This is a genomic window from Streptomyces sp. NBC_00988, assembly GCF_045162645.1.
Classification (GTDB): Bacteria; Actinomycetota; Actinomycetes; order Streptomycetales; family Streptomycetaceae; genus Streptomyces.
In genome coordinates, this window is sequence record NZ_CP108730.1 from 4,963,373 (window position 1) to 4,989,761 (window position 26,389).

The following is a 26,389-nucleotide window of genomic DNA, read 5'->3' on the forward strand; positions in this document are numbered from 1 at the left end:
GCACCGACTCCCACGAACCGGCCGGGACCAGGGCTCCGGGACGCGTCAACTCCCGCGCGCGGTAAGGGTCATTGAGCGCCCCCAGCAGTAGGGCTCCGAAAAGCGCCGACTCCCGTGCCCCGTGCCGGCCTACGATCCCTTCATGCCCCGTGCCCTCATCCTCGGCGGAACCGGTCCGGTCGGGCGTGCCGCCGCGCATCGTCTGCTGGTCGCCGGGTGGCGGGTGGACGTGACCGGCCGGGACCCCGCTCGCATGCCGCCCGAACTGAGCGCGCTCGGGGGCGAGTTCAGGGCGGTGGACCGCGCGGACTCCGGCGCCCTGCGGGCCGCGGTCGGCGAGGGAACCGACCTCCTCGTCGACTGCCTCTGCTTCACCGCCGCCGACGCCCGTTCACTGCTGCCGTTGGCCGCGCACGCGACCTCCACCGTGCTGGTTTCCGGCCGGGCCGTCTACATCGACGCGGCGGGCAACCACATCAACTCCTCGACCCCGCCCCGCTTCTCCGGCCCGATCTCCGAGACCCACCCGACCATGACCCCGCGCGACGACATCGACCACCGTTCACGCGAGGGCTACGGCGCGAACAAGGTCGCCGCCGAACTCGTCGCCCTGGACAGCGGGTTGCCCATCAGCGTGCTGCGGCCGTCGCAGATCCATGGGGTCGGGGCGTCCCCGGCGCGTGAATGGGCCGTCGTCAAGCGGGTGTTGGACGGCCGTACGACCTTGCTGCTGGCCGATCGGGGCGCCGGGGTCGTCCACACCACCGCCGCCGCGAATCTCGCCGCGCTCATCGAGACGGTCGCCCAGCGGCCGGGCACCCGCGTCCTCAACTGCGCCGACCCGGACACGCCCAGCGTGCTGGAGATCTGCCGGACGATCGCGGGACACCTGGGCCATGAGTGGGAGGAGGTGTCACTGGACGACACGGCGCCGACCGGCCTGGGCCGCACCCCCTGGGACTCCCCGCATCCGATCGTCCTCGACACCTCCGCCGCCACGGCACTCGGCTACCGGCCCGCCGGTACCTACGCGACCACGATCGCGCCCGCACTCGACCGGCTGGTGAAAGCGGCTGCGAACGGCCAACCTCCTGCTGACGACGACTACTTCGCCGAGTACCTCGACTATGCGGCTGAGGACGCGTTTCTTGCGGGGCGGTGACGAGGGAGGGCGAGGGCGGGGAAGGGACGCAGAAGAGATGACGTCCGCCTTGTCGCGGTGTCCTCGATGACGTCGGCGAAGTGTCCGACGATCTCGTCGAGTTGTGGCCCCGGCTGCTGGAGTCGGCCGAAGCTACGGGGCTGTATCCGTTCGTCTGCTGGCGGGACGATCCTTACCAGCCTGCGGACTTGAGTGAGGTCGACGCGATTCGGCTCGATGGGGTGCTCGCGGCGGACTTCGCCGAATATCGGCGCCGGCGGCTGCCGTACTGGTCGAATCCGGCGGCGGCCGACGTGTTGCCGGACAGCGTGCCGGACGACGTCCGGGAGTACATCGAGCCCTGGCCGCACGATCCGGGGCCGCCGTTCGAGAGCTGACCCGGGCTAGCGGCGGGCGGGCCGGGCACGGGTGCCGGGGTGAGTGTGGCGGAGGCCGCCGGGTTGGCCGTAGCGGATCTGCTCGGGGACGAACCCTTCGTGCGCACTTGCCAGTTGGCCCTTGTGCCAGCGCGTCGTAGTGCTGACGTGCCGGCGATCGTCGGGTGGGCGGCCGAGGCTCCGCTTCCCTTGTTGTGTGCGCTGTTGCGGAGTTGGGAGGAGCGGTTCGGGGCGCGGGTCGTGTCGGGGTTCGGGGGTGCGCTGACCGTGTCGGTCGCCCGGCCGCCCCTCGATGTCCCTCACGCTGAGCAACTCGCCCTGGAACATGTGCTGTCGACCGCCGACAACATCGTGGACGATCCGCCGACGCCGTTCCCCGAGTACGCGAACAGGCTTGTGGGGCGGCGTCAGTGGCGGTTCTGGTGGGACTAGGTCCCGGTGACGGTCCAGAATCTCGGACGCGCGGCCCGGAAACATGGACGCGCGGCCCTCCCCGGTACTACCGTCAGAACCGCAATACCTCTGACTGAGTCAACTACCCTGAGCGACCACCGGGGATCGATCATGACCGTCCAGGACATCCGCGCCTTCAACCGCTTCTATACGAACGTCATCGGCGCCCTCGACTACAGCCGCCACCTCTACGCCCCGTTCACCCTCACCGAGTCCCGCGTCCTGTACGAACTCGCGCACTCACCTCGTACGGACGCCGCCGACCTCCGTGCCGAACTCTCCCTCGACGCCGGGTACTTGAGCCGGATCCTGAACCGGTTCGAGCAGGACGGGCTGGTCGAGCGGGCGCCCTCGGAGCGGGATCCGCGGCGGCGCCAGGTCACGTTGACCGTGCGGGGGCGGGAGACCGCCGCGCTGTTGGCGGAGCGGGCGGACGAATCCGTGGGGGCGCTGCTCGCGACCGTGCCGGAGGCCGACCGGCCGCGGCTCGCCGAGGCGCTGCACACCGTACGGACCATCCTGTCGGAGGACTCGGAGGACTCGGAGGACAATCGGCGGGCCCGGCCCGAGGACGTCGTGCTGCGGGAGCCGGGGCCCGGTGATCTGGGGTGGATCGTGCAGCGGAACGCCGCGTTGTACGCCGCCGAGTACGACTTCAACGCCGACTACGAAGGGCTCGTGGCGCGGATCGTCGCCGATTTCGCCGAGGATCACGATCCGCATCTGGAGCGGGTGTGGATCGCCGAGCTCGACGGGCGGGCGGTGGGGTGTGTGATGTGCGTGCGGGACGACGCACCCGGTGCCGCCCGGCTGCGGCTGCTGCTCGTCGAGCCCGACGCGCGCGGGCTGCGGATCGGGGATCAACTCGTCGCGGCTGTCGTCGAGTTCGCGCGCGGGGTCGGTTATCGCGACCTCGTGCTGTGGACCAACGACATCCTCGGGGCCGCCCGCCGGATCTACCAGCGGCACGGGTTCGTCCTCACCGCCGAGAAACCGCACCGCTCCTTCGGCCAGGATCTCGTCGGCCAGGACTGGCGGCTCGACCTGCACGAGCCACAGTGAGCGGTGACGAGTAGGGTCCCTGCCATGAAGCTCGCCTTCTCCACCCTCGGTGTCCCGGGCCTCCCCGTGGCCGACGTGCTGGACCTCGCCGTCACGCACGGCTACCACGGCGTCGAGTTGCGCGCGCACCCCGAGGAGCCCGTACATCCCGGTATCGACGCCGGCCAACGGGCCGACGTGGTCGCCGAGTTCAAGGCGGCCGGGGTCGAAGTCCTGGGCCTCGCGGGGTATGCGCGGGTGGCGGCGCCGGGCGACGACGACGCCGTACTCGCGGAGATCCGTGAACTGCTGGAGCTGGCACGGGACTTGGGCGCGCCCTTCATCCGTGTCTTTCCCGGTGGCGGTACCGAGCAGTCCGTAGCAGAGGCCGATGCCACGGCCGCGCGGCGGCTCGGTACGGCGGCGGAGTGGGGCGCCGATCTCGGCGTACGGGTGCTGCTGGAGACCCACGACTCGCACCGCACCGGCGCGGACGCGCTCCGTGTGCTCGGTCCGGTCGGGCATCGGCAGGTGGGTGCGCTGTGGGACGTGATGCACACCTGGCTGGGCGGCGAGCAGCCGTCGGAGACGCTCGCCGCGTTGGGCCCGTATCTCGGATACGTGCAGGTCAAGGACATCACGTCGGCCGACGACACCACCCCGCTGCCGCTCGGCGCCGGTGTCCTCCCGCTCGCCGAGTGCGTCGAGGTCCTCGCCCGGCACGAATGGGACGGCTGGCTGTGCTGGGAGTACGAGAAGCGGTGGTACGAAGCCGCCGCACCGCTCCGCGAACTGCTGGCCGCCGGCCACGATCACCTGGCGCGCCTCCTCAACGACTCCGCGTAAACAACTGGCGGCCCCGGCGGGCCGCGGCTTAGGGTCCCCCGGTGCCTCCTCACCCCGCCCCGCGCCCCGTCATGCCCTCATGAGCCTCACCCGTACGTTGATCGACGTCCGGCCGTTGCGGACGTCCCCGGTGTTCCGGCGGCTGCTGATCGGGCGGACGGTGTCCGTGCTGGGCTCGTTCATGACCTCGGTGACCGTCATGTACCAGATCTGGGACATGACCCACAGCACGGTCTGGACCGGCGCGGTCGGGCTGGCGAGCGCGGTGCCGACCGTGGTCGTCGGGCTGTTCGCCGGTTCGTGGGTGGACCGCGGCGACCGGCGGCGCATCTACCTCTTCAACACGCTCGGGCAGGCCGTCAGCTCGCTCCTCCTCGCGGTGCAGGGTTTCACCGGGCACGTCCCGGTGCTCGGTGTGCTCGCGCTGATCGCCGCGCAGTCGGGCTTCGGCGCGGTGGGCGGCCCGGCGTCGGGCGTGTTCATACCCCGGCTGCTGCCGAAGGACCAGGTGGCGGCGGGGCTCGCCCTCAACACCATGTCCTTCACGACCATGATGCTCGTCGGCCCCGCACTCGGCGGCCTGCTGATCGGCTGGGTCGGCATCGGCGCCGGCTACCTGGTCGACGCGCTCACCTTCCTCGTCGCCTTCTACGGCGCCTTCGGCCTGCCCGCGCTGCCGCCCGAGGGCGAGCCGTCGCGCGGCGGACTGCACGGCGTCCTGGACGGCCTGCGTTTCCTGGCGGGCCACCGGGTGGTGCGCGGCGCGTTGCTCACCGACCTGGCCGCGACGGTCCTGGCGATGCCGGTCAGCCTCTTCCCGCTGATCAACTCCGAGCGTTTCGGCGGCGATCCGCGCACCCTGGGCCTGTTCCTGTCGGCGGTCTCGGTCGGCGGCATCACCGCGTCCGTCTTCTCCGGCACCGTCACCCGGCTGGGCCGCCCCGGCCCGGTGATGCTGCTCGGGGCGAGCACCTGGGGTGTCGCGCTGGCGGCCTTCGGCCTGATGACGAACCCGTGGGCCGGCCTCGGCTGCCTCGCCCTGGCCGGCGCGGCCGACGCCTGCTCGGTGGTCTCCCGCAGCACGATCATCCAGACCCACACCCCGGACGCCCTTCTGGGCCGCGTCTCCGCCGCCGAACAGATCGTCGGCCAGGCGGGCCCCAACCTCGGCAACCTCCGCAGCGGCCTGATCGCCGGCTGGACCTCGGGCGCGACGGCCCTGTTCACCGGCGGGCTGCTGTGCGTGCTGGCGGTGGCGGGGGTGGGGGCGACCACGCCTGAGCTGCGGGCCGGGGCGGGGGTCGGGGTCACACCGGACGAGGCGTGAGCCGCACCGTCGCGCCCACCCGCACAGACCGGCCGCCCGGAGACAGTCCTACACCGGACGGGCCACAAGCCGTGTCGTCCCGTCCAGGCACCAGTCCAGCACCGCGGGCCACGAGCCGTAACCGGCGACCAGGTCCAAGTGGCCCGCGCCCGGGATGAGTTCGGTGGGGATGCCGAACGGGTCGCCGTAGGCGGTGCGGGCGTTCTCCGGGCAGTGCGGGTCGTCGTCGCCGGCGACGAGGCGGACGTCTCCGGGGAGGGTGAAGTCGGGGGCGGGCGGGGCGAATCCGGCGACCTCCGGATACTGGGCGACCACGGCGCGGGAGGGCGGTCCGACCAGCAGCACGCGATCCGCCTCACCGCCCCTGACCTGCCCGCGGGCGACGGCGTGCAGCCAGAGCAGCGCGGAGGCGCTGTGTCCGAGGACGACTCGTTCGGCGCCGCCGCTGTTCTTCAACTCGTCGAGGCAGCGGTCGAGTTCGGCCAGCCACACGTCCAGGTCGGGGGCGTCGGGGTCGGGAAGCTGGGGGTAGACGACGTGGTGGCCGAGGTCACTGAGCCGGTCGGCCAGCCAGTGCTGCCAGTGGTCCTTCGGGCGGTGGTTCTGCCAGCCGTGGAGGATGAGGTAGGAGTTCACGAGGCGATGGTTTCCGATCACCGGCCGATCGGTCCAGTTGACGGCGACCAGGTGTCCCTGCGCGAACTCACCACCGGCGCCTGGGCTCGGAGGGCGATCCGGTGCCGGGTGTCGGGTTCGGAAGGCGATCCGGTGTCGGGCGCGGTCCGCGGTCAACTCGACCTGTCCGCCCGCGACTTGTACCGCCCCACCCGCGCCTCCAACCCCACCCTGCACTCCCCCCACTCCGCCGCCGTGATCGAGTAGATCGCGGAGTCACGCAACCGCCCCTCCTCCCCTGGTGCCCAGGACCGCGACCAGTTGCGCAGTACGCCCTCGAAGCGGGCGCCCACGCTCTGGATCGCGGCGCGGGAGCGGTCGTTGCGGGCGTCGGTCTTGAGGTCGACCCGGGACACGTGCCACTCCTCGAACGCGTGCCGGAACAGCAGGAGTTTGGCCTCGGCGTTCACACCCGTGCCCTGCGCCGAACCCGCCAGCCAGGTGAACCCGACCTCCACGGCGTCGAGTCGGTCGTCCGTCAGCCAGGAGCGGGGTTCCCAGTAGGCCGTGACGCCGACCGCCTTTCCCGTGGACGTCAACACCTGGGCGTACGGGGCGAGTTGGCCTGTGGCCGCCCTGCCCAACTGGGCGTCGATGTAGGCCGGCACCTCGTCCGCCTTCGGCACCCACGTGAACTCGTACGAACCCCGGTTCTCCTCCGCCGCCACCGCCAGATCGGCCGCGTGCCGGTGGTCGAGCGGCTCCAGTCGCACCAACTCGCCTGCCAGGACCGGAGCCTTCAGTTCAAAACCCACCCGCTGACTCCCTATCCCGGCAACTGCCCCCGCAGCACCCCGAACGCCTCATGGAACCCCGGGAAAGTCTTCCGTACACACCCCGGGTCGTCGAACGAAATACCCGGTACCCGCAGGCCGGTCACCGCGAAGGACATGACGATGCGGTGGTCGCCGTAGGACTTGATCTCCGTGCCTGTGACGGGAGTTGACCCCGGCACGTCACTCGGGCGGATCTCGATCCAGTCCGGGCCCGTCGCCACCTCCACGCCCAGCCGCCGGAGGCCCTCCGCGCAGGCCTCAAGGCGGTCGCACTCCTTCACCCTCGTGTTGCCGACGTCCTCGATGCGGACCGGGCCCGAGGCGAAGGGGGCGATCGCGGCCAGTGTCGGCATGGTGTCCGAGATGTCCCGCATGTTGACCGTGAGGCCGCGCAACTCGCCCGTCCCCCGCACCCGGGTGCCCTTCGCGCCGGTCTCCACCTCCGCGCCCATCCGGCGCAGTACGTCGACGAATCCCAGGTCGCCCTGGAGCGCACCCGTGCCGAGGCCGGGGACCGTGACCTCGCCGCCGGTCACGGCCGCCGCGGCGAAGAAGTAGCTCGCGGTGGACGCGTCCGGCTCGATCCCGTAGGTGGTGGCCCCGTAGCCCCCCGGCGGGACGACGTAAGCAGCACCCTCCCTGCCGACCTCCACCCCGAACTCCCGCATCATCGCGATCGTGATCTCGACGTACGGCGCGGAGACCAGGTCCGTGACCCTGATGCGGAGGCCCTTCCTGGTCAGGGGGCCCAGCAGAAGCAGCGCGGTCAGGTATTGCGAGGACTGGCCGGCGTCCAGGACCACCTCGCCGCCCTCCACACCGGACGCCTCGATGCGCAGGGGGTGGTGGCCCTCCGCCTCCTCGTGGCGCAGGTCGACGCCCAGGTCGCGCAGGGCCTGGGTGAGCGGGAGGAGGGGACGACGGCGCATCTGCGGGGACGCGTCGAAGCGGAAGCTGCCGCGGCCCGCCGCCGCGAGGGTGGGCAGGAAGCGGGCCGTCGTCGCGCCGTCCCGGCAGTACACGTCCGCCTCCGCGACCGCCGGTCCCTGCGGGCGGCCGTCGATCTGCCAGGCGTCCGGGGTCCGGCCCACGCGGTAGCCGAGCCGGGTCAGGCCCTCGGCGAAACCCTCGGTGTCGTCCGAGCGAAGGGGGCGCCGGAGGGTGGTGACACCGTCGGCGGCGGCCGCCAGGAACAGCGCGCGGGCGGTGATGGACTTGGAACCGGGGATGTCGACTACGGGCATGCCCTCATGATCGGGCGGCGGTCGGCCGCCCCGCCGGGACGTCCACGGGATGGACGACCGCCGTTCGCCCGTACGTCCCTGTGAGCGGTCGCATCCGTCCCGTTGTGCACGCGTTCACCAACTTCCGGGAATCGGGCCGAAGCGGGGAACCCGGACTGCTTCCGCTCCGTCCAAACCGCATGCCGTCGGATGAGTCTCCGTGGTACGGCGTCGGCCTCGCTGCTGGCTGCGAAAGCTGACAAACCCTCTCCTCCGTACCGCGGCCGGCGGCAAGCCGTCATCGGCGCGCCCCCCTCCAACTGCGCCGATGGCGGCCCCTCCTCCGGTTTACTGTGCGCTCCCTTGACTGGCAGAAACTTCCCGGATATTCGTGAAGTCTTGGAAGTTTCCTTCAGCGGATCCGATGATCCGAAGTGGAACACCTCCGGAAGGAGCGCACGTGCCCTCCAGACGTACCGTCCTCGCCGCGACCATGGGCGTCACCGCGTCCCTCACGGTCGGCGGCACCGCCCACGCCGACGACACGAGACTCCGCTCGCTGATCTCCCGCATGACACTGCCGGAGAAGGTCGGCCAGCTCTTCGTGATGCGGGTCTACGGCCACTCCGCCACCGCCCCCGACCAGGCCGACATCGATGCCAACCTCAGCGAGATCGGCGTGCGTACCGCCGCCGAACTGATCGCCAAGTACCGCGTCGGCGGCATCATCTACTTCACCTGGGCCCACAACACCCGTGACCCGCACCAGATCGCCGACCTCTCGAACGGCATCCAGAAGGCGTCCCTCAGTCGACCCCGAGGGCTGCCCGTACTGGTCGCCACCGACCAGGAGCACGGCATCGTCTGCCGTATCGGCGCGCCCGCAACCCTCTTCCCGGGCGCGATGGCGATCGGCGCCGGCGGCTCCCGTACCGACGCCCGCACCCTCGGCCGGATCTCCGGCGCCGAGCTGCGCGCGATGGGCGTCAACCAGGACTACTCCCCCGACGCCGACGTGAACGTCAACCCGGCCAACCCGGTCATCGGCGTACGGTCCTTCGGCGCCGACCCGGACGCGGTGGCCGGCCTCGTCGCCGCCGAGGTGAAGGGGTATCAGAGCAGCCGGGTCGCCGCTACCGCCAAGCACTTCCCGGGGCACGGCGACACCGCCGTGGACAGCCACTTCGGGTTCCCCGTCATCACGCACAGCCGCGAGGTGTGGGAGGCGCTCGACGCCGTGCCCTTCCGGGCGGCCGTCAGGGCGGGCATCGACTCGATCATGACCGCCCACATCATGGTCCCGGCCCTCGACGACTCCGGTGACCCGGCCACCCTCTCCCACCCCATCCTCACCGGCATCCTGCGCGGCGAACTCGGCTACGACGGCGTCGTGATCACCGACTCGCTGCAGATGGAGGGCGTACGCCAGAAGTACGGCGACGACCGGGTGCCGGTGCTCGCGCTGAAGGCCGGGGTGGATCAGCTGCTCAACCCGCCCTCCCTGGACGTCGCCTGGAACGCCGTCCTCAAGGCCGTGCGGGGCGGGGAGTTGACGGAGGCGCGGCTCGACGAGTCCATCCTGCGGGTGCTGCGGCTGAAGGCGCGGCTGGGGTTGTTCGAGGACGCGTACGTCAGCCGGACGGATGTCGACGGCACGGTCGGGACCGGTGCTCATCTCGCCGCCGCCGACCGGATCGCCGAGCGGACCACCACCCTGCTGGTCAACTCGGCGGGGCTGCTGCCGCTGTCCCGCCGTACGCACGGGAGGGTTCTGGTGGTCGGCGCCGATCCGGCCTCCCCCTCCGGTACTACGGGGCCACCCACCGGTGTGCTCGCGACGGCGCTCGGGGAGTTGGGGTTCACGGCGACCGCCCTCTCCACCGGTACGGCTCCTTCCGCCGCGACCGTCGCGAAGGCCGTGGCGGCGGCGCGTGAGGCGGATGTGGTGGTTGTGGCGACCTACAACGTCACGGCGGCCGACGCGCAGAAGACGCTCGTCGAGCACCTGGTCGCCACCGGGCGGCCGGTCGTGGCCGTCGCCGTCCGCAACCCCTACGATGTTGCCCAACTGCCCTCGGTCACCGCCTACTTGGCGTCCTACTCCTGGACCGACGTCGAACTCCGGGCGGCGGCACGGGTGATCGCGGGCCGGGTCCGGCCGCGCGGGAAGCTCCCGGTCGCGGTGCAGCGCGCGGACGATCCGGCGCAGGTGCTGTATCCCGTGGGGCACGGGCTGTCGTACTAGGGGTACGTTCCACACCCGCCCCACCCCCGCCAACTGGCCCAAAGCCCCCCGCACGTCTGGCGTGCGCCCGCTGCCGCGGGTCACGCTGGGCGGGGGCAGTCGGGGGGATCGATGCGTGAGAAATGGTGCGCGGGGGTGGTGTGCGCGGTGCTGCTCGCCGCCCTGACGACGGGCTGCCAGGCCGCGCACGGTTCCGGATCGGGTGAGGGTGACGGGCGGCTCGGCGAGAAGGCCGCCGCGTCGTCCTCCGCGACCACCCAACCCTCCGGCTACGGCGCGGTGTTCCTCGCCGTCGACGAGTGCAGTTCCTTCGGTACGACGAGTTTCACCGAGGCGCCTTGTACCAGTGAGCGAGCGGCCGCCCGGGTCATCGCCCGCTACGACGGTGACGTGAGCGACGGTCCGGCGTGCCCGGCGACCACGGACTTCGTGCTGCACATCAGCGCCCAGGGGTCGTCGGGCGCGGGCGGCGACGGGGTCGTACCCAAGGGCTACGCCTGTATGCGGAACCTGGAGCCGCCGCATCCCGGTGACCCGGGTGGCGGGGGCGGGCCCCGCACGATCGTCGGTGACTGTGTCTACGGCTCGGGCAGCGGGCAGGTCCGGGAGACCGCGTGCGACGGTTCGGGGCAGCGGAAGCCGCAGTACAAGGTGGTCAAGGCCGTGCTCCGGCGCGCGAGTTGCCCCGCGTCGACCGCCCTGTACGTCCAGCTCGGCGGCGAGCAACCGGTGGGCTGCGCCCGGCCGGTGTAGTCGGGTGACTGTCAACGGCCGGGCGTAGCACGGAGGTTGCTTACGGGCGCAGCGTCGGCTCGCGCCGCACGTCCTGCCGGTCCAGCTTCGCGTCGTACGACGCCAGTGGCTTCGCCTGTGCCGTGGTGGTGGCCGGGACGCCGGCCCAGGCCAGGATGCGGGCGGTGGCGAGCGTCTTCTGGTCGGCGGTCAGGCCGGCGACGTTCGCGCCGTGGTTCAGGCCGGGCGCGGTGAAGACGTAGGAGTCCTTCGAGCCCTTGCCGACGGCGAAGCGCTCGGCGCCCCACGGGTCGTTCTGGCCGTAGACGAAGAGCATGTGGTCGGCGTGGTGGCGGACCCAGCTGTCCACGTCCCGCATGGCGTTCGGCTGGAACCTCATCGGGATGGAGCGGGGGACGAAGTTACGGGGCGGCTGGTAGCCGTAGCGGAGGTACTTCTTCTCGATGTACGGGAACTGGATGGTGGGGGCGCCGAGTTGGGTGCCCGCCTGGTAGTAGTACGGGGTGTACGGGTCCAGGCCCTGGTCGGTGTAGAAGGAGAAGCCGGAGATCGTGTCGACCGAGGTCCAGATCTCGTCGTCGGTGGCGGTCGCCGCGTTCGCGGGGATGGTGGTGCAGTCGGAGAGCAGGCTGTACTGCCAGAAGCCCCAGACGTAGTCGAGGACGACGGCTTCGTAGGCCTTGTCCAGGCTGCCGACGGTGGTGAAGGTGAAGCCGTTCTCGGCCGCGTACGCCGCGTACTTCTTCTCCAGCGAGTCCCTGCGCACCAGCGCCTCGCGCTGTACGGCGTCCAGGCGGTCGCGGCACTCCTTGGTGCCGACCTTCGTGAAGAAGCGGTCGTAGGCCGAATCCTCGTTGTTCACCACGTCGTTGGGGGCGACGTAGGCGACCACGCCGTCCATGTCACGCGGGTAGAACCGCTCGAAGTAGGTGGCCGTCATACCGCCCTTGGAGCCGCCGGTGGCGATCCAGTTCTTGGTGTAGATCGGCTTGAGGGCCTTGAAGACGCGGTGCTGGTCGCTGGCCGCCTGCCAGATGTCGAGCTTGGACCAGTCGGCAGGGGCGGGCCGGGACGGCGTGAAGTAGCGGTATTCCAGGGAGACTTGGTTGGCGTCCGCGATCCGGGTCGGTTCGCTGCGGCTGGGGTTCGTCGAGACGTTGTAGCCGCCGGTGTAGAAGACCGTCGGACGCGAGACGTCCTTGTGCAGCACGGTGATGCGCTGCTGGAACGTGCCCTTGGACGGGTGCCGGTGGTCGACCGGCTGGGTGTAGTTCAGAACGAAGTAGCGGTAGCCGGTGTACGGCTTCTCCTCGACCAGGCTCATGCCGGGTATCGCCAGCAACTGGTCCTTGATATCCGCCGTTTGACTGGTTCGGCCGGCCTGGGCGGCGGTGGCCACCCCGGCCGTACTCAGCGTGCCTATGAGCACGGTGAGCGCCAGCAGCCATCTGAGCGCCTTGCGCATGCCATCTCCCCTGTGAGGCAGTTGTGAACGGGAAGCTATCGGAGCAACTCCCGTCACACCAGGGGTGGTTGCGCGCTTACGGCGCTGACCTGCGGCTCAGCAGAGGATCCAGCCCGAACTGACCGACCCGCCGCCCACCGCGCCCTTCACCAGGACGCACCGGTGACCGGCGTGCACGGTGACCGGTCCGGCCCGGCGCGTGTACCGGCCCTTGTCCACGACCGGTCGGTTGCCGCGCGCCTGCACGCTGACCGACATCCTGCGCTTGGCGCCGGGGTTCTTGGGGGCGGTGTACGCGCAGACGTACCCACCCCGCCGGAAGACGTGGACGGTACCGGTGGAGAAGGGGAGCGTCGCGGCCTCGCGCCCGGGGCAGACCGCGGCCGCCTGGGCGGTGCCGGGGGCCGTGAACGCGAGCAGCCCGGATGTGGTGAGCACGGCCATGCCGAGCGCCACCCGCCGTCGTAGCGCACCCATGTCCACAGTCGCCCCTCCCGCACAGCACAGCAGCCGAACAGCGTACTGATGTACGGACGCAAGACGTATGTCGCATGGTTGCGCGACCGTCAGCGGGGGGCGGTGACCTGCTCCTCCGCCCCAGGCGCACCGACGAACGTGTGCCACAGGTCGGCGTAGTACCCGTCGAGCGCGAGCAGCTCGTCGTGCGTGCCGTCCTCGACGACCGCCCCGTGGGCTGAACCTCCCGATGCCGCTCTCGCACCGCTCGGCCCTGGCGGGCCTCCCGGGCTTCGAGACGGCGGCCGGACTCCGTCCGGCACTCGGTGTGGCCGTAGGCCCACGCGGGTCAGGCGGCGGCCGCGGGCGCGTCCTCCCCGACGAAGTTCCGCCACAACTCGGCGTAAGTCCCTCCGAGCTGCAGCAGCTCGTCGTGCGTGCCGTCCTCGACGACCGCCCCGTGATCCATCACCACGATCCGGTCCGCGCGGGCCGCCGTCGTGAGGCGGTGGGCCACGACGAGGGTGGTGCGGCGGCCCGCCAGGCGGTCGGTGGCCTGGTTGACCTGGGCTTCCGTGGCCAGGTCCAGGGCCGCTGTGGCCTCGTCGAGGAGGAGGATGTCGGGGTCCACCAGTTCGGCGCGGGCCAGGGCGATCAGCTGGCGTTGGCCCGCCGAGAGGTTGCGGCCCCGTTCGGCTACCTCGTGGAGGTAGCCGCCGTCGAACGTGGCGATCATCTCGTGGGCGCCGACCGCACGGGCCGCCGCCTCGACCTCGGCGTCGGTGGCGTCGGGGCGGCCGTAGGCGATGGCGTCGCGGACGGTGCCCTGGAAGAGGTACGCCTCCTGGGGGACGACGCCCAGGTGGTGGCGGTACGACGTGATGTCGAGGGCGCGGAGGTCGGTGCCGTCGACCGTGACCCGGCCGCCCGTCGGGTCGTAGAAGCGGGCGACCAGCTTCACGAGCGTCGACTTGCCCGCGCCCGTCTCGCCGACGAAGGCGACCGTCTGGCCGGCGGGGATGCTCAACTCCACTCCCCCGATGGCCTCTTCGTCGTCGCCGTACGCGAAGTGCACGTTCTCGAAGGCGATTTCGCCCCGGAGGGAGAGGACTTCGAGAGGTTCGTCGGCCGCTCGCGTCGACGTCGGTTCCTGGAGCAGCTCCTGGATGCGCCCCAGGGAGACGGTGGCCTGCTGGTAGCCGTCGAAGACCTGGGAGAGCTGCTGGACCGGGGCGAAGAACAGGTCGATGTAGAGGAGGTAGGCGACCAACGCGCCTGTCGTCAGGGTCGCGTTGTCCACCCTGCCCGCGCCCGCGATCAGTACGGACGCCGCCGCCACCGACGACAGCAGCTGTACGAAGGGGAAGTAGATCGAGATCAGCCACTGGCCCCGGGTACGCGCCGCACGGTAGCTGCTGCTGCGCTCGGCGAAGCGCCGGCCGCCGTCCTTCTCGCGCCGGAACGCCTGCACGATCCGCAGCCCCGACACCGACTCCTGGAGGTCCGCGTTCACCAACGACACACGCTCACGGGCGAGTTCGTACGCCTTCACGCTCGCCCGGCGGAAGAAGAAGGTCGCGATGACCAGCGGGGGCAGGGTGGCGAACACGACCAGCGCCAGCTGTACGTCGATCACCAGCAGGGCGACCATGATGCCGAAGAAGGTGACGACCGAGACGAAGGCCGTGACCAGCCCCGTCTGCAAAAACGTGGACAGCGCGTCCACGTCCGTCGTCATCCTCGTCATGATCCGGCCCGTCAACTCCCGCTCGTAGTAGTCGAGTCCGAGGCGCTGGAGCTGGGCGAAGATCTTGAGGCGGAGGGTGTAGAGGACCCGTTCACCGGTACGGCCCGTCATGCGGGTCTCGCCGCGCTGCGCCGCCCACTGGACGGCCACGGCGACGAGGGCCAGCAGCGACGCCGACCAGATCGCGCCGATCGCCATCTTGGTGACGCCCTGGTCGATGCCGTGCCGGATCATGACCGGCAGCAGCAGGCTCATGCTCGCGTCCACGGCGACCAGGCCGAGGCTGATCAGCAGCGGGGTGCCGAAACCGCGCAGCAGCCGGCGCAGGCCGTACGAGTCCTCGGCGCGGACCGCGCCCGCCTCGTCGATGTCGGGGACGTCGGTCGCCGGGGGCAACGCGTCGACCTGGGCGAGGAGTTCGGGCGTCGCGGGCATCCCGGACAGCGCGGTGTCCTTGGGCTCGCGGTCGCCGGTCCACAGCCGGGGCGTGACCCCGCGCTCGGCGTCGAACTCCGCGTCCAACTCGTCGCGTACGGAGGTGTCTTCGGCCGGTACGGCGGGCTGGGCGTGGCCGGGTGAGACTCCGCCGAGTTCGTCGGGGTCGGTGAGGAGGCGGCGGTAGAGCGGTGAGCGCTCCTGCAACTCCTCGTGCGTGCCGATGTCGGCGAGGCGGCCCCCGTCGAGGACGGCGATGCGGTCGGCGAGATTGAGGGTGGAGCGGCGGTGCGCGATGAGCAGCGTGGTGCGGCCCTGCATGACCTGCTTCAGGGCCTCGTGGATCTCGTGCTCGACGCGCGCGTCCACCGCCGAGGTCGCGTCGTCCAGGACCAGCAGGCGCGGGTCGGTGAGGATCGCGCGGGCGAGGGCGACGCGCTGGCGCTGGCCGCCGGAGAGGGTGAGGCCGTGCTCGCCGACCGTCGTGTCGTAGCCGTCGGGGAGTTCCGCGATGAACCGGTCGGCCTGCGCGGCACGGGAGGCGGTGAGGATCTCCTCCTCGGTCGCGTCGGGGCGGCCGTAGGCGATGTTGTTGCGGACCGTGTCCGAGAAGAGGAAGGAGTCCTCGGGGACCAGGCCGATCGCGGCGCGCAGCGAGTCGAGGGTGAGTTCGCGGACGTCGTGGCCGCCGATGAGGACGGCGCCGTGGGTGACGTCGTAGAAGCGGGGCAGCAAGAGCGAGACCGTGGATTTTCCGGAGCCGGAGGAGCCGACGACCGCGAGGGTCTCGCCGGGGCGGATCTCGAAGGTGAGGCCGTTCAGGACCGGGCGCTCGTGGTCGTAGCCGAAGGAGACGTCGTCGAACTCGACCGTGGCCGGGGCGTCGGCGGGGAGTTCCTTGGTGCCGTTCGTCATGGAGGGCTCGGTGTCGATGAGTTCCAGGACGCGTTCCGTGCCCGCGCGGGCCTGCTGGCCGACCGTGAGGACCATGGCCAACATGCGGACCGGGCCGACGAGTTGGGCGAGGTACGTGGAGAACGCGACGAACGTGCCGAGCGTGATGTGCCCGCGCACCGCGAGCCAGCCGCCCAGCGCGAGCATCGCGACCTGGCCGAGAGCGGGGACGGCCTGGAGGGCCGGGGTGTACTTGGCGTTCTGGCGGATCGTGCGGAGGCGGCCCGCGTACAGGCGGCGGCCGACCTCGCGGAGCTTGCCGGTCTCCTGGTCCTCCTGGCCGAAGCCCTTCACGACGCGTACGCCGCTGACGGCGCCGTCGACGACACCGGCCACCGCGGCGGCCTGGGCCTGCGCGTACCAGGTGGAGGGGTGCAGCTTGCTGCGGCTGCGCCGGGCGATGAAGCCGAGGGCGGGGGCGACGGCCAGGGCTATCAGGGTCAGCGGCAGGGACAGCCAGGCCATGATCGCGAGGGAGATCACGAAGAGCAGGACGTTCCCGATGGTCATCGGGAGCATGAAGAGCAGGCCCTGGATCAGCTGGAGGTCGCTGGTCGCGCGGCCGACGACCTGGCCGGTGGACAGCTCGTCCTGGCGGCGGCCGTCGAGGCGGGTGATCGTCCCGTACATCTCGGTGCGGAGGTCGTGCTGGACGTCCAGGGCGAGGCGGCCGCCGTAGTAGCGCCGGATGTACGTCGAGACGTAGACGAGGAGGGCGGCGACGATCAGGACGGCTGCCCAGGGGGCCATGGAGCGGGTGTGGCCGGTGATCACGTCGTCGATGATCACCTTGGTGACCAGGGGGACGAGGGCCATGACCGCCATGCCGGCGAGGGAGGCGCCCAGGGCCAGGACCACGTCCTTGGGGTAGCGCCAGGCGTATCCGGCGAGCCTTCGGGCCCAGCCTTGCCTCTGCCCCGGTGTCTCCCCCTGTTTCGCTGCCACGCGGTGCCTTCCGTTCGCCCCTGATCAGCTGGTCTTCCGGAAGGCACCAACGCGGATCGAAGCGGATTTCATCCCTCCGCAACAAACCGTCGGCAGGCGAAGCCGTCAGGCACGGACCCGGAGGTAGTAGAAGCGGGTCGTCTGGACCGCGTTCTGGTTGTCGTCGCTCACCAGCAGCACCTTGTAGCGGCCCTTCTCCTTCCCCGTGATCACCATGCCCTCGATGTTGTCGAGGAGGGGGTTCGGCTGGGGCTGCTTCGCTGTCGCGCCGAGGGACGGGCAGTCGGCGATGTCGGCCAGCAGGGTCTTCTTGATGAGGTGGACTCCGGGCTGGCCGGTGAGGGTGTCGATCTTGCTGGTGTCCGTGGCGTGGCGGGGGTCGGCCAGGTAGAGGCGGACGGTGTTGCCCACGCCGCTGGTGAAGCCGCGCTCCAGGACGAGGAGGCGGCCGTCGGGCAGGGCCTGCACCTCGGGGACGCCGAGGAAGGAGGCGTCCGGCTTGTACGCGTACTGCGCGGCCAGCTCGAAGTGGTCGCCCTTGGTCCGGGTCCAGGTCTGGAAGCGGACGTCGCCCGAGGTGTCCCCGGCGATCGGGTACTCCATCGACGCGAGGAGGGTGTGGCCGCCGGGCAGCAGGGTCAGGCCCTCGAAGGTCTGGTTCGAGACGGCCCGCCCGGCCGGGGCGACCAGGAGCGAGGAGGGGACCGGGAGGCGGTCGAGGATCTTGCCGTCGCGGGAGTAGCGGCGGATCGACGGCTCGGTCTCGGAGGTGATGAGGCGCGTGCCGTCGCGGTCGATGGCGAGGCCCTCGGAGTCGAGCGCGGCGCCGTTCTCGTCGGCGAGCGGAACGACGCGCTGCGGCTGGAGCGTCTTCGCGTTCAGGTCGAACAGCGACGAGCGGTCCTCCAGAGCGGCGATCGAGCCGTCCTTGTCCACGGCGAGCGCGGAGAAGTTGCCGACGAACGTGCCGTCGTACGTCGTCTTGTCGAGCGCGTCGGAGAAGCGGTCGATCGAGACGGAGGACGAACAGGCGTTGGTGGTACGGGAGTTGCTGGCGTTCGCGGGCCCGGCGGCGGCGGTGAGGCAGGTGGCCGCCGCCAGGCCGGCGGTCGCGGTCGCGAGTACGGTTCTCAGGCGCATGGGCGTCACCGTAGGACGGGTGGGTGACGTGCGGGAGACCGCGCAGTAAAGCGATGCCCTTGAGCAGGCGCTTTGGGCGAGTGGACTGGGGCCGGCTTTAGGCGAGGTCCTTGTGGATCGCCTTCGCGACACCCTGGATCGTGGTGATGCCGTAGCTCATCGTGCTGTTGTCCTGGGTGAGCACGGACATCATGTAGTCGTGGCCGCCGCCGTTGAAGGTGCCCAGGCTGTGGACGCGCCAGCCGTGCGTGGAGCGCTGCAGCCAGCCGTTCTTGACGTGGACGGTGACCGTGGAGGGGGCGCCGTACGGGGTGCCCCAGCGCTGGCTGGAGATGACCTGGTTCATCAACTTCAGGATGTAGGCACGGGAGTTGTCGCTCAGCACCGTGTTCTTGGCGGTGACCAGCTTGAGCAGCTTCTGCTCGTCGGTCACGGTCTCCTGGGTCAGGCCCCAGTAGTTGTTCGCGCCGGGCTTGGTCTGGGTCATGCCGGCGGCGGACAGGAAGCCCTTGATCTTCGTCAGGCCCAGCTGCTTCCACAGGGTGGAGGTCGCGGTGTTGTCCGACTTGGTGATCATGGACTTGGCGAGCGTCGACTCCCGCGTCGTCAGCGTGCGGTTGTGCTTCTTCGCGTCCCACAGCAGCGTGGCGAGGACGGTGACCTTGACGGTGCTGGCCGAGTCGTAGGCGCTCGTCGCCCGCAGGGTGCAGGTGGTCTTGGTGGTGCGGTCGTAGAGGCCGACGGCGACGGTTCCCTTACGGGTCGCGAGGGCCGCGGTGATGTCCTTCTTCAGCTTGGCGGCGAGGCCCGCCTTGGCCGACGTACAGCTGACCGTCGGGGTGGCCGCGGCGGCGGGCGTCGCGGCGGCCAGCACGGGTATGAGGATGCCGGTGCCCACGCCGACGGCCACCGCTCTGGCCCGGCGGGATGTCCAAAGAGACTGAGTCATGCATGAGTTGACTCACAGGAAGGCGTGAAAGGTTGTACGGGTTGGGGAACGGTTGTACGACGCGTTACCCGCCCCTTTGCGAATTCACAGCCGGGGGCAAGGTACGGCACAGCACTCTCCCACCCTGTTTTCGCACGATGCGTGGGTGACATCTGCCACCGATCCACACCCCCACACCGAACCCGCGTCCGCCGACTGGCCGCCGCCGGCCCCACCCGCCGACGCGCCGCCCGAGAAGGCGCCCCGCTGGTCGCTGCCCGCGCTCGTCGCCATCCTGGTCCTGGCGGCCGTGCTGTACTCCTGGAACCTGACCGGCTCCAGCATGAACAGCTTCTACAGCAGCGCGATCTACAGCGGCACCCAGAACTGGAAGGCCTGGTTCTTCGGCTCGCTGGACGCGGGCAACTTCCTCACGGTCGACAAGCCGCCCTTCTCCCTGATGGTGATGGGCCTGTCGTGCCGGATCTTCGGCTTCGGCACCTGGCAGATGATGCTGCCGGAGGTCGCCGCCGCGCTCGGCACGATCTGGATCCTGCACTCGTCCGTGAAGCGGTACTTCGGGCACGTGGCCGCGGCGATCGCCGCGCTGGTCCTCGCCCTGACGCCGATCACGGTCGCCATCAACCGTGACAACAACCCCGACACCCTGCTCGTCCTCCTGATGGTGGCGGGCGCGGCCCTCGGCCTGCGCGCCGTGCGCACCGAGCGACTGCTGCCGCTGATCGGCTCCGCGGTCTGCTTCGGCTTCGCCTTCAACACCAAGCTCCTCCAGGGCTACATCGCCCTGCCCGCCGTCTTCGCCGTGTACCTGTTCGCGTCGAAGCTCGGCTGGAAGAAGAAGGTCGTCCAACTCGCCCTGGCCACGGTCGCGTTGGCCGTCTCCAGCTTCTGGTGGGCCACGGCCGTCTCCCTCGTCCCGGCCGCGGACCGCCCGTACATCGGCGGCTCGACCGACGGCACCGCCTGGGACCTGATCATGGGCTACGACGGCTTCGGCCGCGTGTTCGGCGGCGAGGGCAACGGCGGCGGAGGCGGGGGTGGCGGCGGAGGCACCTTCGCCGGCACCGCGGGCCTCGGCCGGATGTTCAACGACATCCTCGGCGGCCAGATCTCCTGGCTGCTCCCCTTCTCGGCCATCGCCCTGATCGCCGGCCTGACCCTGGTCGGCCGCGCCCCGCGCACCGACCCGACGCGCGCCGCGCTGGTCATGTGGGGCGGCTGGACCCTGCTGCACTACGTCACGTTCAGCATGGCCCAGGGCACGATGCACCCGTACTACACGACCGCGCTCGCCCCCGGCATCGCGGCCCTGTGCGGTGGCGGCGGCGTCATGCTGTGGCGCGCCTTCCGCGGCGGTGACGCCCGCTGGTCCTGGGTCCTGCCGGCCGGTCTCGGGGTCACGGCGATCTGGGCGATCGTGGTGCTCCGCCGGGCCTCCGGCTGGAACACCTGGCTGTGGCCGACGATCGGCGTGCTGATGGTCCTCGCGATCGTGGGCCTGTTCGTCTTCCGCTCCGGCAACCGCGGTCGGCTCCTCACCGCGTCCATCACGGCGGCGATCATCGCCGCGCTCGCGGGTCCGACGGCGTACGCCGTCACCCCGGCCGCGTCGAGCGGTACGGGCGGCGGCATGGGCGGCACCAACCCGACGGCCGGTCCGTCGACCGGCGGCGGCTTCGGCGGTGGCGGGGCTCCCGGCGGCGGCCGCGGCGGCTTCGGCGGCAACCGGGGCGGCGAGATGCCCGGCGGCACCCAGCAGGGTGGCGGCACGGCGAGCGGCGAGGTCCCCGGCGGGATGACTCCCGGTGGCGGCGGCACGGGTGAGGTACCGCAGGGCGGTGGCGCCCCGAGCGGGGCACCGACCGGCGGCACCGGCGGCACGGCCGGTGGCCAACAGGGCGGTACCAACGGGGAGTTCCCCGGCGGCGGTACGGCTCCTGGCGGCACGGGCACCGGCACCGGTACGGCTCCGGGCGGCACCGGCGGTACGCGCGGCGGCTTCGGCGGCGGTGGCGGCATGGGCGGCACCACGTCCAGCGCGCTCATCTCGTACCTGGAGAAGCACCAGGACGGCGCCAAGTGGCTGCTCGCGGTGTCCAATTCGCAGAGCGCGGGCCAGCTGATCCTCAGCACCCACAAGCCCGTCATCTCCATGTGGGGCTTCACCGGCTCCGACAAGGCGATGACCCTCGCCAAGCTCAAGGAGCTGGTGAAGAAGGGCGAGCTGCACTACATCCAGCTCGGCGGCGGCGGTATGGGCGGCAACAGCAGCCTGAACACCGAGATCACCGCGTGGGTGCAGAAGAACGCGACGGCGGTGAAGGAGAGCGCGTACGACAAGAGCGCGTCGACGGAGAAGAGTTCGAGTTCCTCGTCCTCCACGACCGGCACCTCGACGACCAGCACGTCGACGATCTACCGGCTGGACCCGTCGGACGTGAAGTGACACCGACGTAGGTGACACCGACATAGGTGACACAGACGTAGCTGAACGGCCAACGGCCCCCGACCACAAGGTCGGGGGCCGTTCTGCTATGTCATCCCATCGTCAACTCGCGTAGACACAGGGCAAATTGTCGCTTCAGGTCACCGGATCGACACGTCCCGTTTATTTACTCGACCGCATGGACATGTCACGCTCCCGATTGCCGCCCCATTCAACCCGCGTAGATGGGACACTCTTTATGCTTGGGACACGGATCCACCGCTGGAAATCAGTGGCGTTGACGACCGCCGCCGTCCTGGTCGGCCTCACCGCGCCGGCCCTGACCGCGACCCCGGCGTCGGCCACGACCACGGCGTACGACGCGACGTACTACAAGAACGCGGTCGGCAAGACGGGCACCAGCCTCAAGTCCTCGCTGCACACGATCATCAGCAGCCAGACGAAGATCTCGTACTCCGCGGTCTGGGACGCGCTGAAGGCCACCGACCAGGACCCGAACAACAGCAGCAACGTGATCCTGCTGTACAGCGGTGTCTCCCGCGCCAAGTCCCTCAACGGCGGCGACGTCGGCGACTGGAACCGCGAGCACACGTGGGCCAAGTCCCACGGCGACTTCGGCGAGGTGACCGGCCCCGGCACCGACCTGCACCACCTGCGTCCCGCGGACGTCCAGGTCAACAGCATCCGCGGGAACCTGGACTTCGACAACGGCGGCAGCGCGGTCACCAACGGCGGCGGCAGCACCGTCGACTCCGACTCCTTCGCGCCGCGCGCGGCGGACCGGGGCGACGTGGCCCGCATGATCCTCTACATGGCCGTGCGCTACGAGGGTGACGACGGCTTCGCCGACCTGGAGCCCAACGAGAAGGTGGGCAACGGCAGCAACCCCTACATGGGCAAGCTCTCCGTCCTCAAGGCGTGGAACGAGGCGGACCCGCCGAGCGCCTTCGAGGAGAAGCGCAACGAGGTCATCTACAGCACGTACCAGCACAACCGGAACCCGTTCATCGACCACCCGGAGTGGGTCGAGGCGATCTGGTAGACAGCAGTCACCGGTCCTGAACTCCCCCTGTTCCAGGGGCAGTTCAGGACCGGTTTGCTGTCGCTGTCCGCCCCCGGCGCGGCAACTGCCGCGCCACCGCATGCGCCCCGACCGTGGCCGCCGCGGCGAACGCCAGCCCCCGTGCCACATCACGCGGCCGCGCGGGACGCAGGACACCGGCCCGCCACACCCGTTCCGGCACCCGCGGCCAACAGCCCGAAGGTCACGCCGACTTCGACGGCTCGGCCGCCTTCGCTCTCCTCATGTCCGCCCATGGGCGGGGAGTCTTTCAGGACTGGCACTTCGACCGGGACTCCCGTCACCCCAAGACACCTCTCGCGACGCTGTCCTGACGTTTCATCAGGGACCGCCAGGTCGTGAGCACCGCGGGGTGCGCGTCGAGCCAGGCCTGCTGGACGACGGCCAGTCTGGTGTAGGCCGTGCGCAGGTAGTCGGTGTCGGACTTGCAGCGGGTGTCGGCCTTGGCCACCGGGCTGGTGGCGAAGTCGGTGTCGCGGGGGAGGCTGGCGAGAAGGTTGACGGGGTCGTCCGTCTCGACCCCGGCGACTCGCATGCAGTGCGCCCAACGGGCGTCGGCCGCACGGAAGTCCGGGTCCTTGTCCAGGTTCTTGCGGGCCTGCTGTTCGCCTTCGCCGAGTTCGATACTCACCTGGAGCCACCGCGCGCGCTCGGAGCCCAGCAGCCGCTTCTCGGCCTCGGCCTGGCAGCCTTCGGCCGGCCAGGTCACCTTGATGGACTTGCCCTTGGCGGAGATACGGCGGTCGGCGGGGCCGTAGAGCGCGGCGAGGAACGCCTTGCTCTCCTGCTGTTCCGACGCGGCAGGCGCGGGGCCGGCGGTGTCGGAGGTGAGCGACTCCAGGCCGAACGGCAGCGGATGGTCGGCGGTTGCCGCGCTCGGCCGGGGAATGGCTGCCGGCGTGTACCGGTGGCCGTGGGCGGCCATGCACGTGACGGCCAGCCGGCGTTCCGCCTCGGCGATCCGCCACTGCCGCTCGCTGGGCGCGTGCAGGAGTGCGTAGAAGGGCAGGTCGGCGCTGAGGCGGGCGATGTCCGGCTCCGACGGCCCGGCGGCGGGCGCGGACGGACCGGACCGGCCGACGAACACCCAGGCGGCACAGGCGATGACGGCCACGGCGGTCGCGATGACGGCGATCTTGCGGGTTACCAAGGTGCTCCTCCTCCCGGCGGGGTGGATCCGGCGGCGGACCGCCGGATCCATGACGCGGCGCGGATCAGTAGCAACCGCCCGGGTTCGAGGTGGTCAGCGAGAGGGAACTGGCCGACAGCGCGGCCGACAGCTCCAGGACCTGGCTGCCCGGCTTGACGCAGAAGAGCATGCCGCCGCCGTAGTTGATGTCCAGGTAGTACCTGGAGTAGTAGCCGCCGGTGCTGGAGTTGCTGGCGGACCAGGCGTTGTCGTTGACGGTCGTGCCGGAGCCGCTGCTGCCGTACGTCGTGTCGTTGAAGGTGTCGTTCGTGAAGTTGCTGTCGCTGTTGAAGTACGAGTGCCGCGCGCTGCTGTAGCTGGACCAGAACACACAGTGGTAACCACCGGCGCAGTTCGTGCCGGCCGATGCCGGCGACGCCGTGACGACTCCGCCGACGGCAACCGCCGCGGCCAGTGCCGCGGTCGCCGCGAGTGTCCTGCGCGAGCGGGCCCACCTGGACCCTAATGGCATAGACATGACATTCCCTTTTCTGTCGGTCTCCGGATGACCCGGGCAACACTGGCAGCAGCCCGACCGATTTCCCATGCTTTGCGGCCATGACCGAAAAGCACAGGTCAGCCACGGAAATCCGGCAAGCCCGCCGATCCTCGGATGGATGAACACATGTCTGAATAACGCCTGTTGCAGGTGTTGTCAGCCGCGTTCGGCGGCGGCCATGATGACTCGCGCGGCCACACCGGCCGGACGGGGGGGGCCGTCATGCTGCGCATCCACTTCACCGAGGCCGATCTGGCCCGCACCCGGCTGGCGTCCGAGCCGGATCCGCTCTGGGAGATCGCCCTGAGCCTGCACCGGCTGCAGACCCAGCAGGGACGCAGCGCGCACGCGGAGTGGTACCGGACGACCCGCACGCGACTGGCGGCCCACGGGCTGGAGGGGGTCCTACGGCACCTTCTGCTGCCGCTCTTCCCGAGAACGGCGTACTTCCCGGACTTCCTGACCCCGGCGGAGGGCGCCCAGGGCCTCACGGCCGGGCTCGCGGCGCTGGTGGACACCCCCGCGGACCGGGTGCGCCAGGAGGTGGCGCGCTTCGTGTCGGTCGGAGCGCCGCCCTGGGCACCGCGGCTCGTGGAACGCGACACGCGCCAGGACGTGGCGGATGCCCTGCGGCGGTATCACGAGGTCGCCGTGGCGCCCTACCGGGAGCGGACGCTGGCCCGGGTGGAGGCGGACCGGTCGATCCGGGGGCGGGCCCTGCTGGCCGGCGGACTGGACGGACTGCTCTACGGGCTGAGACCGCAGATGCGCTGGGAGGCACCGGTCCTCCATGTGCACTATCCGGCGGAGGACCGCGACCTGAGACTCGACGGGCGCGGGCTGACCCTCGTCCCGTCGTACTTCTGCTGGGGCCCGCCGATCGCGCTGGCCGACTCGTCGCTGCCGCCCGTGCTCGTCTACCCCGTACTGCGCGAGGCGCGCCCGGTCGCCGTCGACCGACCGCTCGGCGTGCTGCTCGGCCGGACCCGGGCCCAGGTGCTGCGAGGCATCGCACCCGGCACGACCACCGGCGAACTGGCCCGTCTCGCAGGGGTGTCGGCACCGACGGTGAGCCAGCACATCACGGCCCTGCGGGACGCGGGGCTCATCAGCAGCCTCCGCTTCGGCACGAGCGTCCTGCACACACTCACCCCGCTCGGGGCGGCCCTGCTGCGCGGCACGGGCAAGCCGGTCTCCTCCGTGCCCTGACCCACGGCAGGTGGCGCAGGCATGCGACCGTTCGGCCGTTCGGTGGAAACCGGAGTCCTGCCGGTGCTCGTACGCGGACGGCGGCGGGCGGGGCGGCATCGTGGCCCCCGACCCGATCCACCCGATCCACCCGTCCCACGCAGTCCAGCAGGAGGACTTCATGCTCGGCACCGACTTCACCACCGGATCGCCCAACTGGCTCGACCTCGGCAGCCCCGACACCGACGCGGCCGCCGCGTTCTACGGCGCCGTCCTCGACTGGCGGTTCGTCTCCGCCGGTCCCGACACGGGTGGATACGGGTTCTTCCAGGTGGACGGCAAGACCGTCGCCGCCCTCGGACCGCTCACCGAGGAAGGGGCGGACTCCGCGTGGATGATCCACTTCAAGACCGCCGACCTCGCCGCCACCGTCGAGGCCGTCACGTCCGGCGGCGGAACCGTCCGCCTGGAGCCCGTGGACGTCATGGGCGAGGGCATGCTGGCCCAGGCCACCGACCCGCAGGGCGCCCAGTTCGCACTCTGGCAGCCCGGCAGGACCGCGGGCCTGGAACTCACCTCAGCCCCGAACACCCTGCTCTGGGCCGAACTGCACGCCCCCGACCCGGAGGCCGACATCGCCTTCTACCAGGGTCTGTTCGGCTGGCGCAGCCAGGAGATGCCGGCCCCCGGTATGACGTACCGGGTACTGAGCACCGCCGAGGGGGACCAGCAGGACGCGTCCTTCGGCGGGGTCGCACCGCTGAGCGACGGAGCGGGCGAACTCCCGCGCTGGGTACCGTACTTCCACTCGACGGACGTCGACGCCACGATCGCGGCGGCACAGTCCAACGGCGGTTCCGTACTGATGCCGGCGACGGACGTACCCGAGGTCGGCCGGATGGCGTGGCTCGGGGACCCGTTCGGAGCGGTGTTCGCCCTGCTGAAGCCGGATCCGCGGATGTGAGGCCAGGGGTGCGCCACGGAAGTGTGACACTCGGCGCCGAAGTGTCACACTTC

The 26,389-nt window shown here is 70.7% G+C and carries 23 protein-coding genes; 13 read left to right on the plus strand and 10 right to left on the minus strand.

From position 1 onward, the window contains the following. The first annotated feature begins 142 nt into the window (after nt 1-142). The 6 genes from OG496_RS22540 (at nt 143) to OG496_RS22565 (ending at nt 5,206) form a co-directional block, all read left to right on the plus strand. Nucleotides 143-1,162: an NAD-dependent epimerase/dehydratase family protein gene (locus OG496_RS22540; protein ID WP_405972172.1), complete on the plus strand. Its 1,020-nt coding sequence runs from the start codon at nt 143-145 to the stop codon at nt 1,160-1,162. Nucleotides 1,163-1,242: 80 nt separating this feature from the next. Beyond that, nucleotides 1,243-1,539 (plus strand): hypothetical protein, encoded by a 297-nt coding sequence (locus OG496_RS22545; RefSeq protein WP_405972173.1) that lies wholly within the window; start codon nt 1,243-1,245, stop codon nt 1,537-1,539. A 123-nt stretch (nt 1,540-1,662) separates the two neighbouring features. Continuing rightward, nucleotides 1,663-1,971: a DUF4253 domain-containing protein gene (locus OG496_RS22550; protein WP_405976680.1), complete on the plus strand. Its 309-nt coding sequence runs from the start codon at nt 1,663-1,665 to the stop codon at nt 1,969-1,971. A gap of 132 nt (nt 1,972-2,103) precedes the next feature. Then, nucleotides 2,104-3,054, plus strand: coding sequence for a GNAT family N-acetyltransferase (locus OG496_RS22555; RefSeq protein ID WP_405972174.1), 951 nt, complete (start codon nt 2,104-2,106; stop codon nt 3,052-3,054). A 24-nt stretch (nt 3,055-3,078) separates the two neighbouring features. Continuing rightward, nucleotides 3,079-3,879: a sugar phosphate isomerase/epimerase family protein gene (locus tag OG496_RS22560; protein WP_405972175.1), complete on the plus strand. Its 801-nt coding sequence runs from the start codon at nt 3,079-3,081 to the stop codon at nt 3,877-3,879. Nucleotides 3,880-3,958: 79 nt separating this feature from the next. Continuing rightward, nucleotides 3,959-5,206 carry an MFS transporter gene (locus OG496_RS22565; protein ID WP_405972176.1) on the plus strand — a complete coding sequence of 416 codons (1,248 nt, stop codon included), beginning with the start codon at nt 3,959-3,961 and terminating at the stop codon, nt 5,204-5,206. A 48-nt stretch (nt 5,207-5,254) separates the two neighbouring features. Here OG496_RS22565 and OG496_RS22570 read toward each other — a convergent pair whose 3' ends face one another. The 3 genes from OG496_RS22570 to aroA all read right to left on the minus strand — a co-directional run bounded on the left by OG496_RS22570 (nt 5,255) and on the right by aroA (nt 7,901). Continuing rightward, nucleotides 5,255-5,842, minus strand: a complete 588-nt coding sequence (locus OG496_RS22570; protein ID WP_405972177.1) for an RBBP9/YdeN family alpha/beta hydrolase — start codon at nt 5,840-5,842, stop codon at nt 5,255-5,257. 152 nt (nt 5,843-5,994) lie between these two features. Beyond that, nucleotides 5,995-6,636, minus strand: a complete 642-nt coding sequence (locus tag OG496_RS22575; RefSeq protein WP_405972178.1) for a GNAT family N-acetyltransferase — start codon at nt 6,634-6,636, stop codon at nt 5,995-5,997. A gap of 11 nt (nt 6,637-6,647) precedes the next feature. Further along, nucleotides 6,648-7,901, minus strand: coding sequence for a 3-phosphoshikimate 1-carboxyvinyltransferase (gene aroA, locus OG496_RS22580; protein WP_405972179.1), 1,254 nt, complete (start codon nt 7,899-7,901; stop codon nt 6,648-6,650). Between the two features lie 403 nt (nt 7,902-8,304). Between aroA and OG496_RS22585 the strand changes: the two genes are divergently transcribed. Both OG496_RS22585 and OG496_RS22590 read left to right on the plus strand, forming a co-directional pair. Further along, nucleotides 8,305-10,125 carry a glycoside hydrolase family 3 protein gene (locus OG496_RS22585; RefSeq protein WP_405972180.1) on the plus strand — a complete coding sequence of 607 codons (1,821 nt, stop codon included), beginning with the start codon at nt 8,305-8,307 and terminating at the stop codon, nt 10,123-10,125. A gap of 111 nt (nt 10,126-10,236) precedes the next feature. Next, nucleotides 10,237-10,878: a hypothetical protein gene (locus tag OG496_RS22590; RefSeq protein ID WP_399391816.1), complete on the plus strand. Its 642-nt coding sequence runs from the start codon at nt 10,237-10,239 to the stop codon at nt 10,876-10,878. A gap of 40 nt (nt 10,879-10,918) precedes the next feature. Here OG496_RS22590 and OG496_RS22595 read toward each other — a convergent pair whose 3' ends face one another. Further along, nucleotides 10,919-12,343, minus strand: coding sequence for a S28 family serine protease (locus OG496_RS22595; RefSeq protein WP_405972181.1), 1,425 nt, complete (start codon nt 12,341-12,343; stop codon nt 10,919-10,921). Between the two features lie 96 nt (nt 12,344-12,439). Continuing rightward, on the minus strand, nt 12,440-12,826 hold the full coding sequence (locus OG496_RS22600; protein ID WP_405972182.1) for a hypothetical protein: 387 nt from the start codon (nt 12,824-12,826) through the stop codon (nt 12,440-12,442). A gap of 68 nt (nt 12,827-12,894) precedes the next feature. Between OG496_RS22600 and OG496_RS22605 the strand changes: the two genes are divergently transcribed. Then, nucleotides 12,895-13,041: a hypothetical protein gene (locus tag OG496_RS22605; protein ID WP_405972183.1), complete on the plus strand. Its 147-nt coding sequence runs from the start codon at nt 12,895-12,897 to the stop codon at nt 13,039-13,041. 107 nt (nt 13,042-13,148) lie between these two features. On the opposite strand, the gene OG496_RS22610 is transcribed toward OG496_RS22605, so the two are convergent. The 3 genes from OG496_RS22610 to OG496_RS22620 form a co-directional block, all read right to left on the minus strand. Next, nucleotides 13,149-16,880 (minus strand): ABC transporter ATP-binding protein, encoded by a 3,732-nt coding sequence (locus OG496_RS22610; RefSeq protein WP_405972184.1) that lies wholly within the window; start codon nt 16,878-16,880, stop codon nt 13,149-13,151. A 105-nt stretch (nt 16,881-16,985) separates the two neighbouring features. After that, nucleotides 16,986-18,020: an esterase-like activity of phytase family protein gene (locus OG496_RS22615; protein ID WP_405972185.1), complete on the minus strand. Its 1,035-nt coding sequence runs from the start codon at nt 18,018-18,020 to the stop codon at nt 16,986-16,988. Nucleotides 18,021-18,117: 97 nt separating this feature from the next. Next, entirely contained in the window at nt 18,118-18,969 is an 852-nt protein-coding gene (locus tag OG496_RS22620) for a serine hydrolase (RefSeq protein ID WP_405972186.1), read from the minus strand. 145 nt (nt 18,970-19,114) lie between these two features. On the opposite strand from OG496_RS22620, the gene OG496_RS22625 reads away from it, so the two are divergent. Next, complete coding sequence (locus OG496_RS22625; RefSeq protein WP_405972187.1) at nt 19,115-21,415, plus strand: ArnT family glycosyltransferase; 2,301 nt, start codon at nt 19,115-19,117, stop codon at nt 21,413-21,415. Nucleotides 21,416-21,653: 238 nt separating this feature from the next. Continuing rightward, nucleotides 21,654-22,457 carry an endonuclease gene (locus tag OG496_RS22630; RefSeq protein ID WP_366490669.1) on the plus strand — a complete coding sequence of 268 codons (804 nt, stop codon included), beginning with the start codon at nt 21,654-21,656 and terminating at the stop codon, nt 22,455-22,457. A gap of 319 nt (nt 22,458-22,776) precedes the next feature. On the opposite strand, the gene OG496_RS22635 is transcribed toward OG496_RS22630, so the two are convergent. After that, nucleotides 22,777-23,646 (minus strand): hypothetical protein, encoded by an 870-nt coding sequence (locus tag OG496_RS22635; RefSeq protein ID WP_405972188.1) that lies wholly within the window; start codon nt 23,644-23,646, stop codon nt 22,777-22,779. A gap of 64 nt (nt 23,647-23,710) precedes the next feature. Beyond that, the gene (locus OG496_RS22640) at nt 23,711-24,163 is read right to left on the minus strand and encodes a hypothetical protein (protein ID WP_405972189.1); all 453 of its coding nucleotides are present in this window, start codon (nt 24,161-24,163) and stop codon (nt 23,711-23,713) included. Nucleotides 24,164-24,406: 243 nt separating this feature from the next. Between OG496_RS22640 and OG496_RS22645 the strand changes: the two genes are divergently transcribed. Together OG496_RS22645 and OG496_RS22650 are read left to right on the plus strand one after the other, a co-directional pair. Continuing rightward, on the plus strand, nt 24,407-25,393 hold the full coding sequence (locus OG496_RS22645; protein WP_405972190.1) for an ArsR/SmtB family transcription factor: 987 nt from the start codon (nt 24,407-24,409) through the stop codon (nt 25,391-25,393). Between the two features lie 160 nt (nt 25,394-25,553). Beyond that, on the plus strand, nt 25,554-26,336 hold the full coding sequence (locus tag OG496_RS22650; RefSeq protein WP_405976681.1) for a VOC family protein: 783 nt from the start codon (nt 25,554-25,556) through the stop codon (nt 26,334-26,336). The last annotated feature ends 53 nt before the right edge of the window (nt 26,337-26,389 follow it).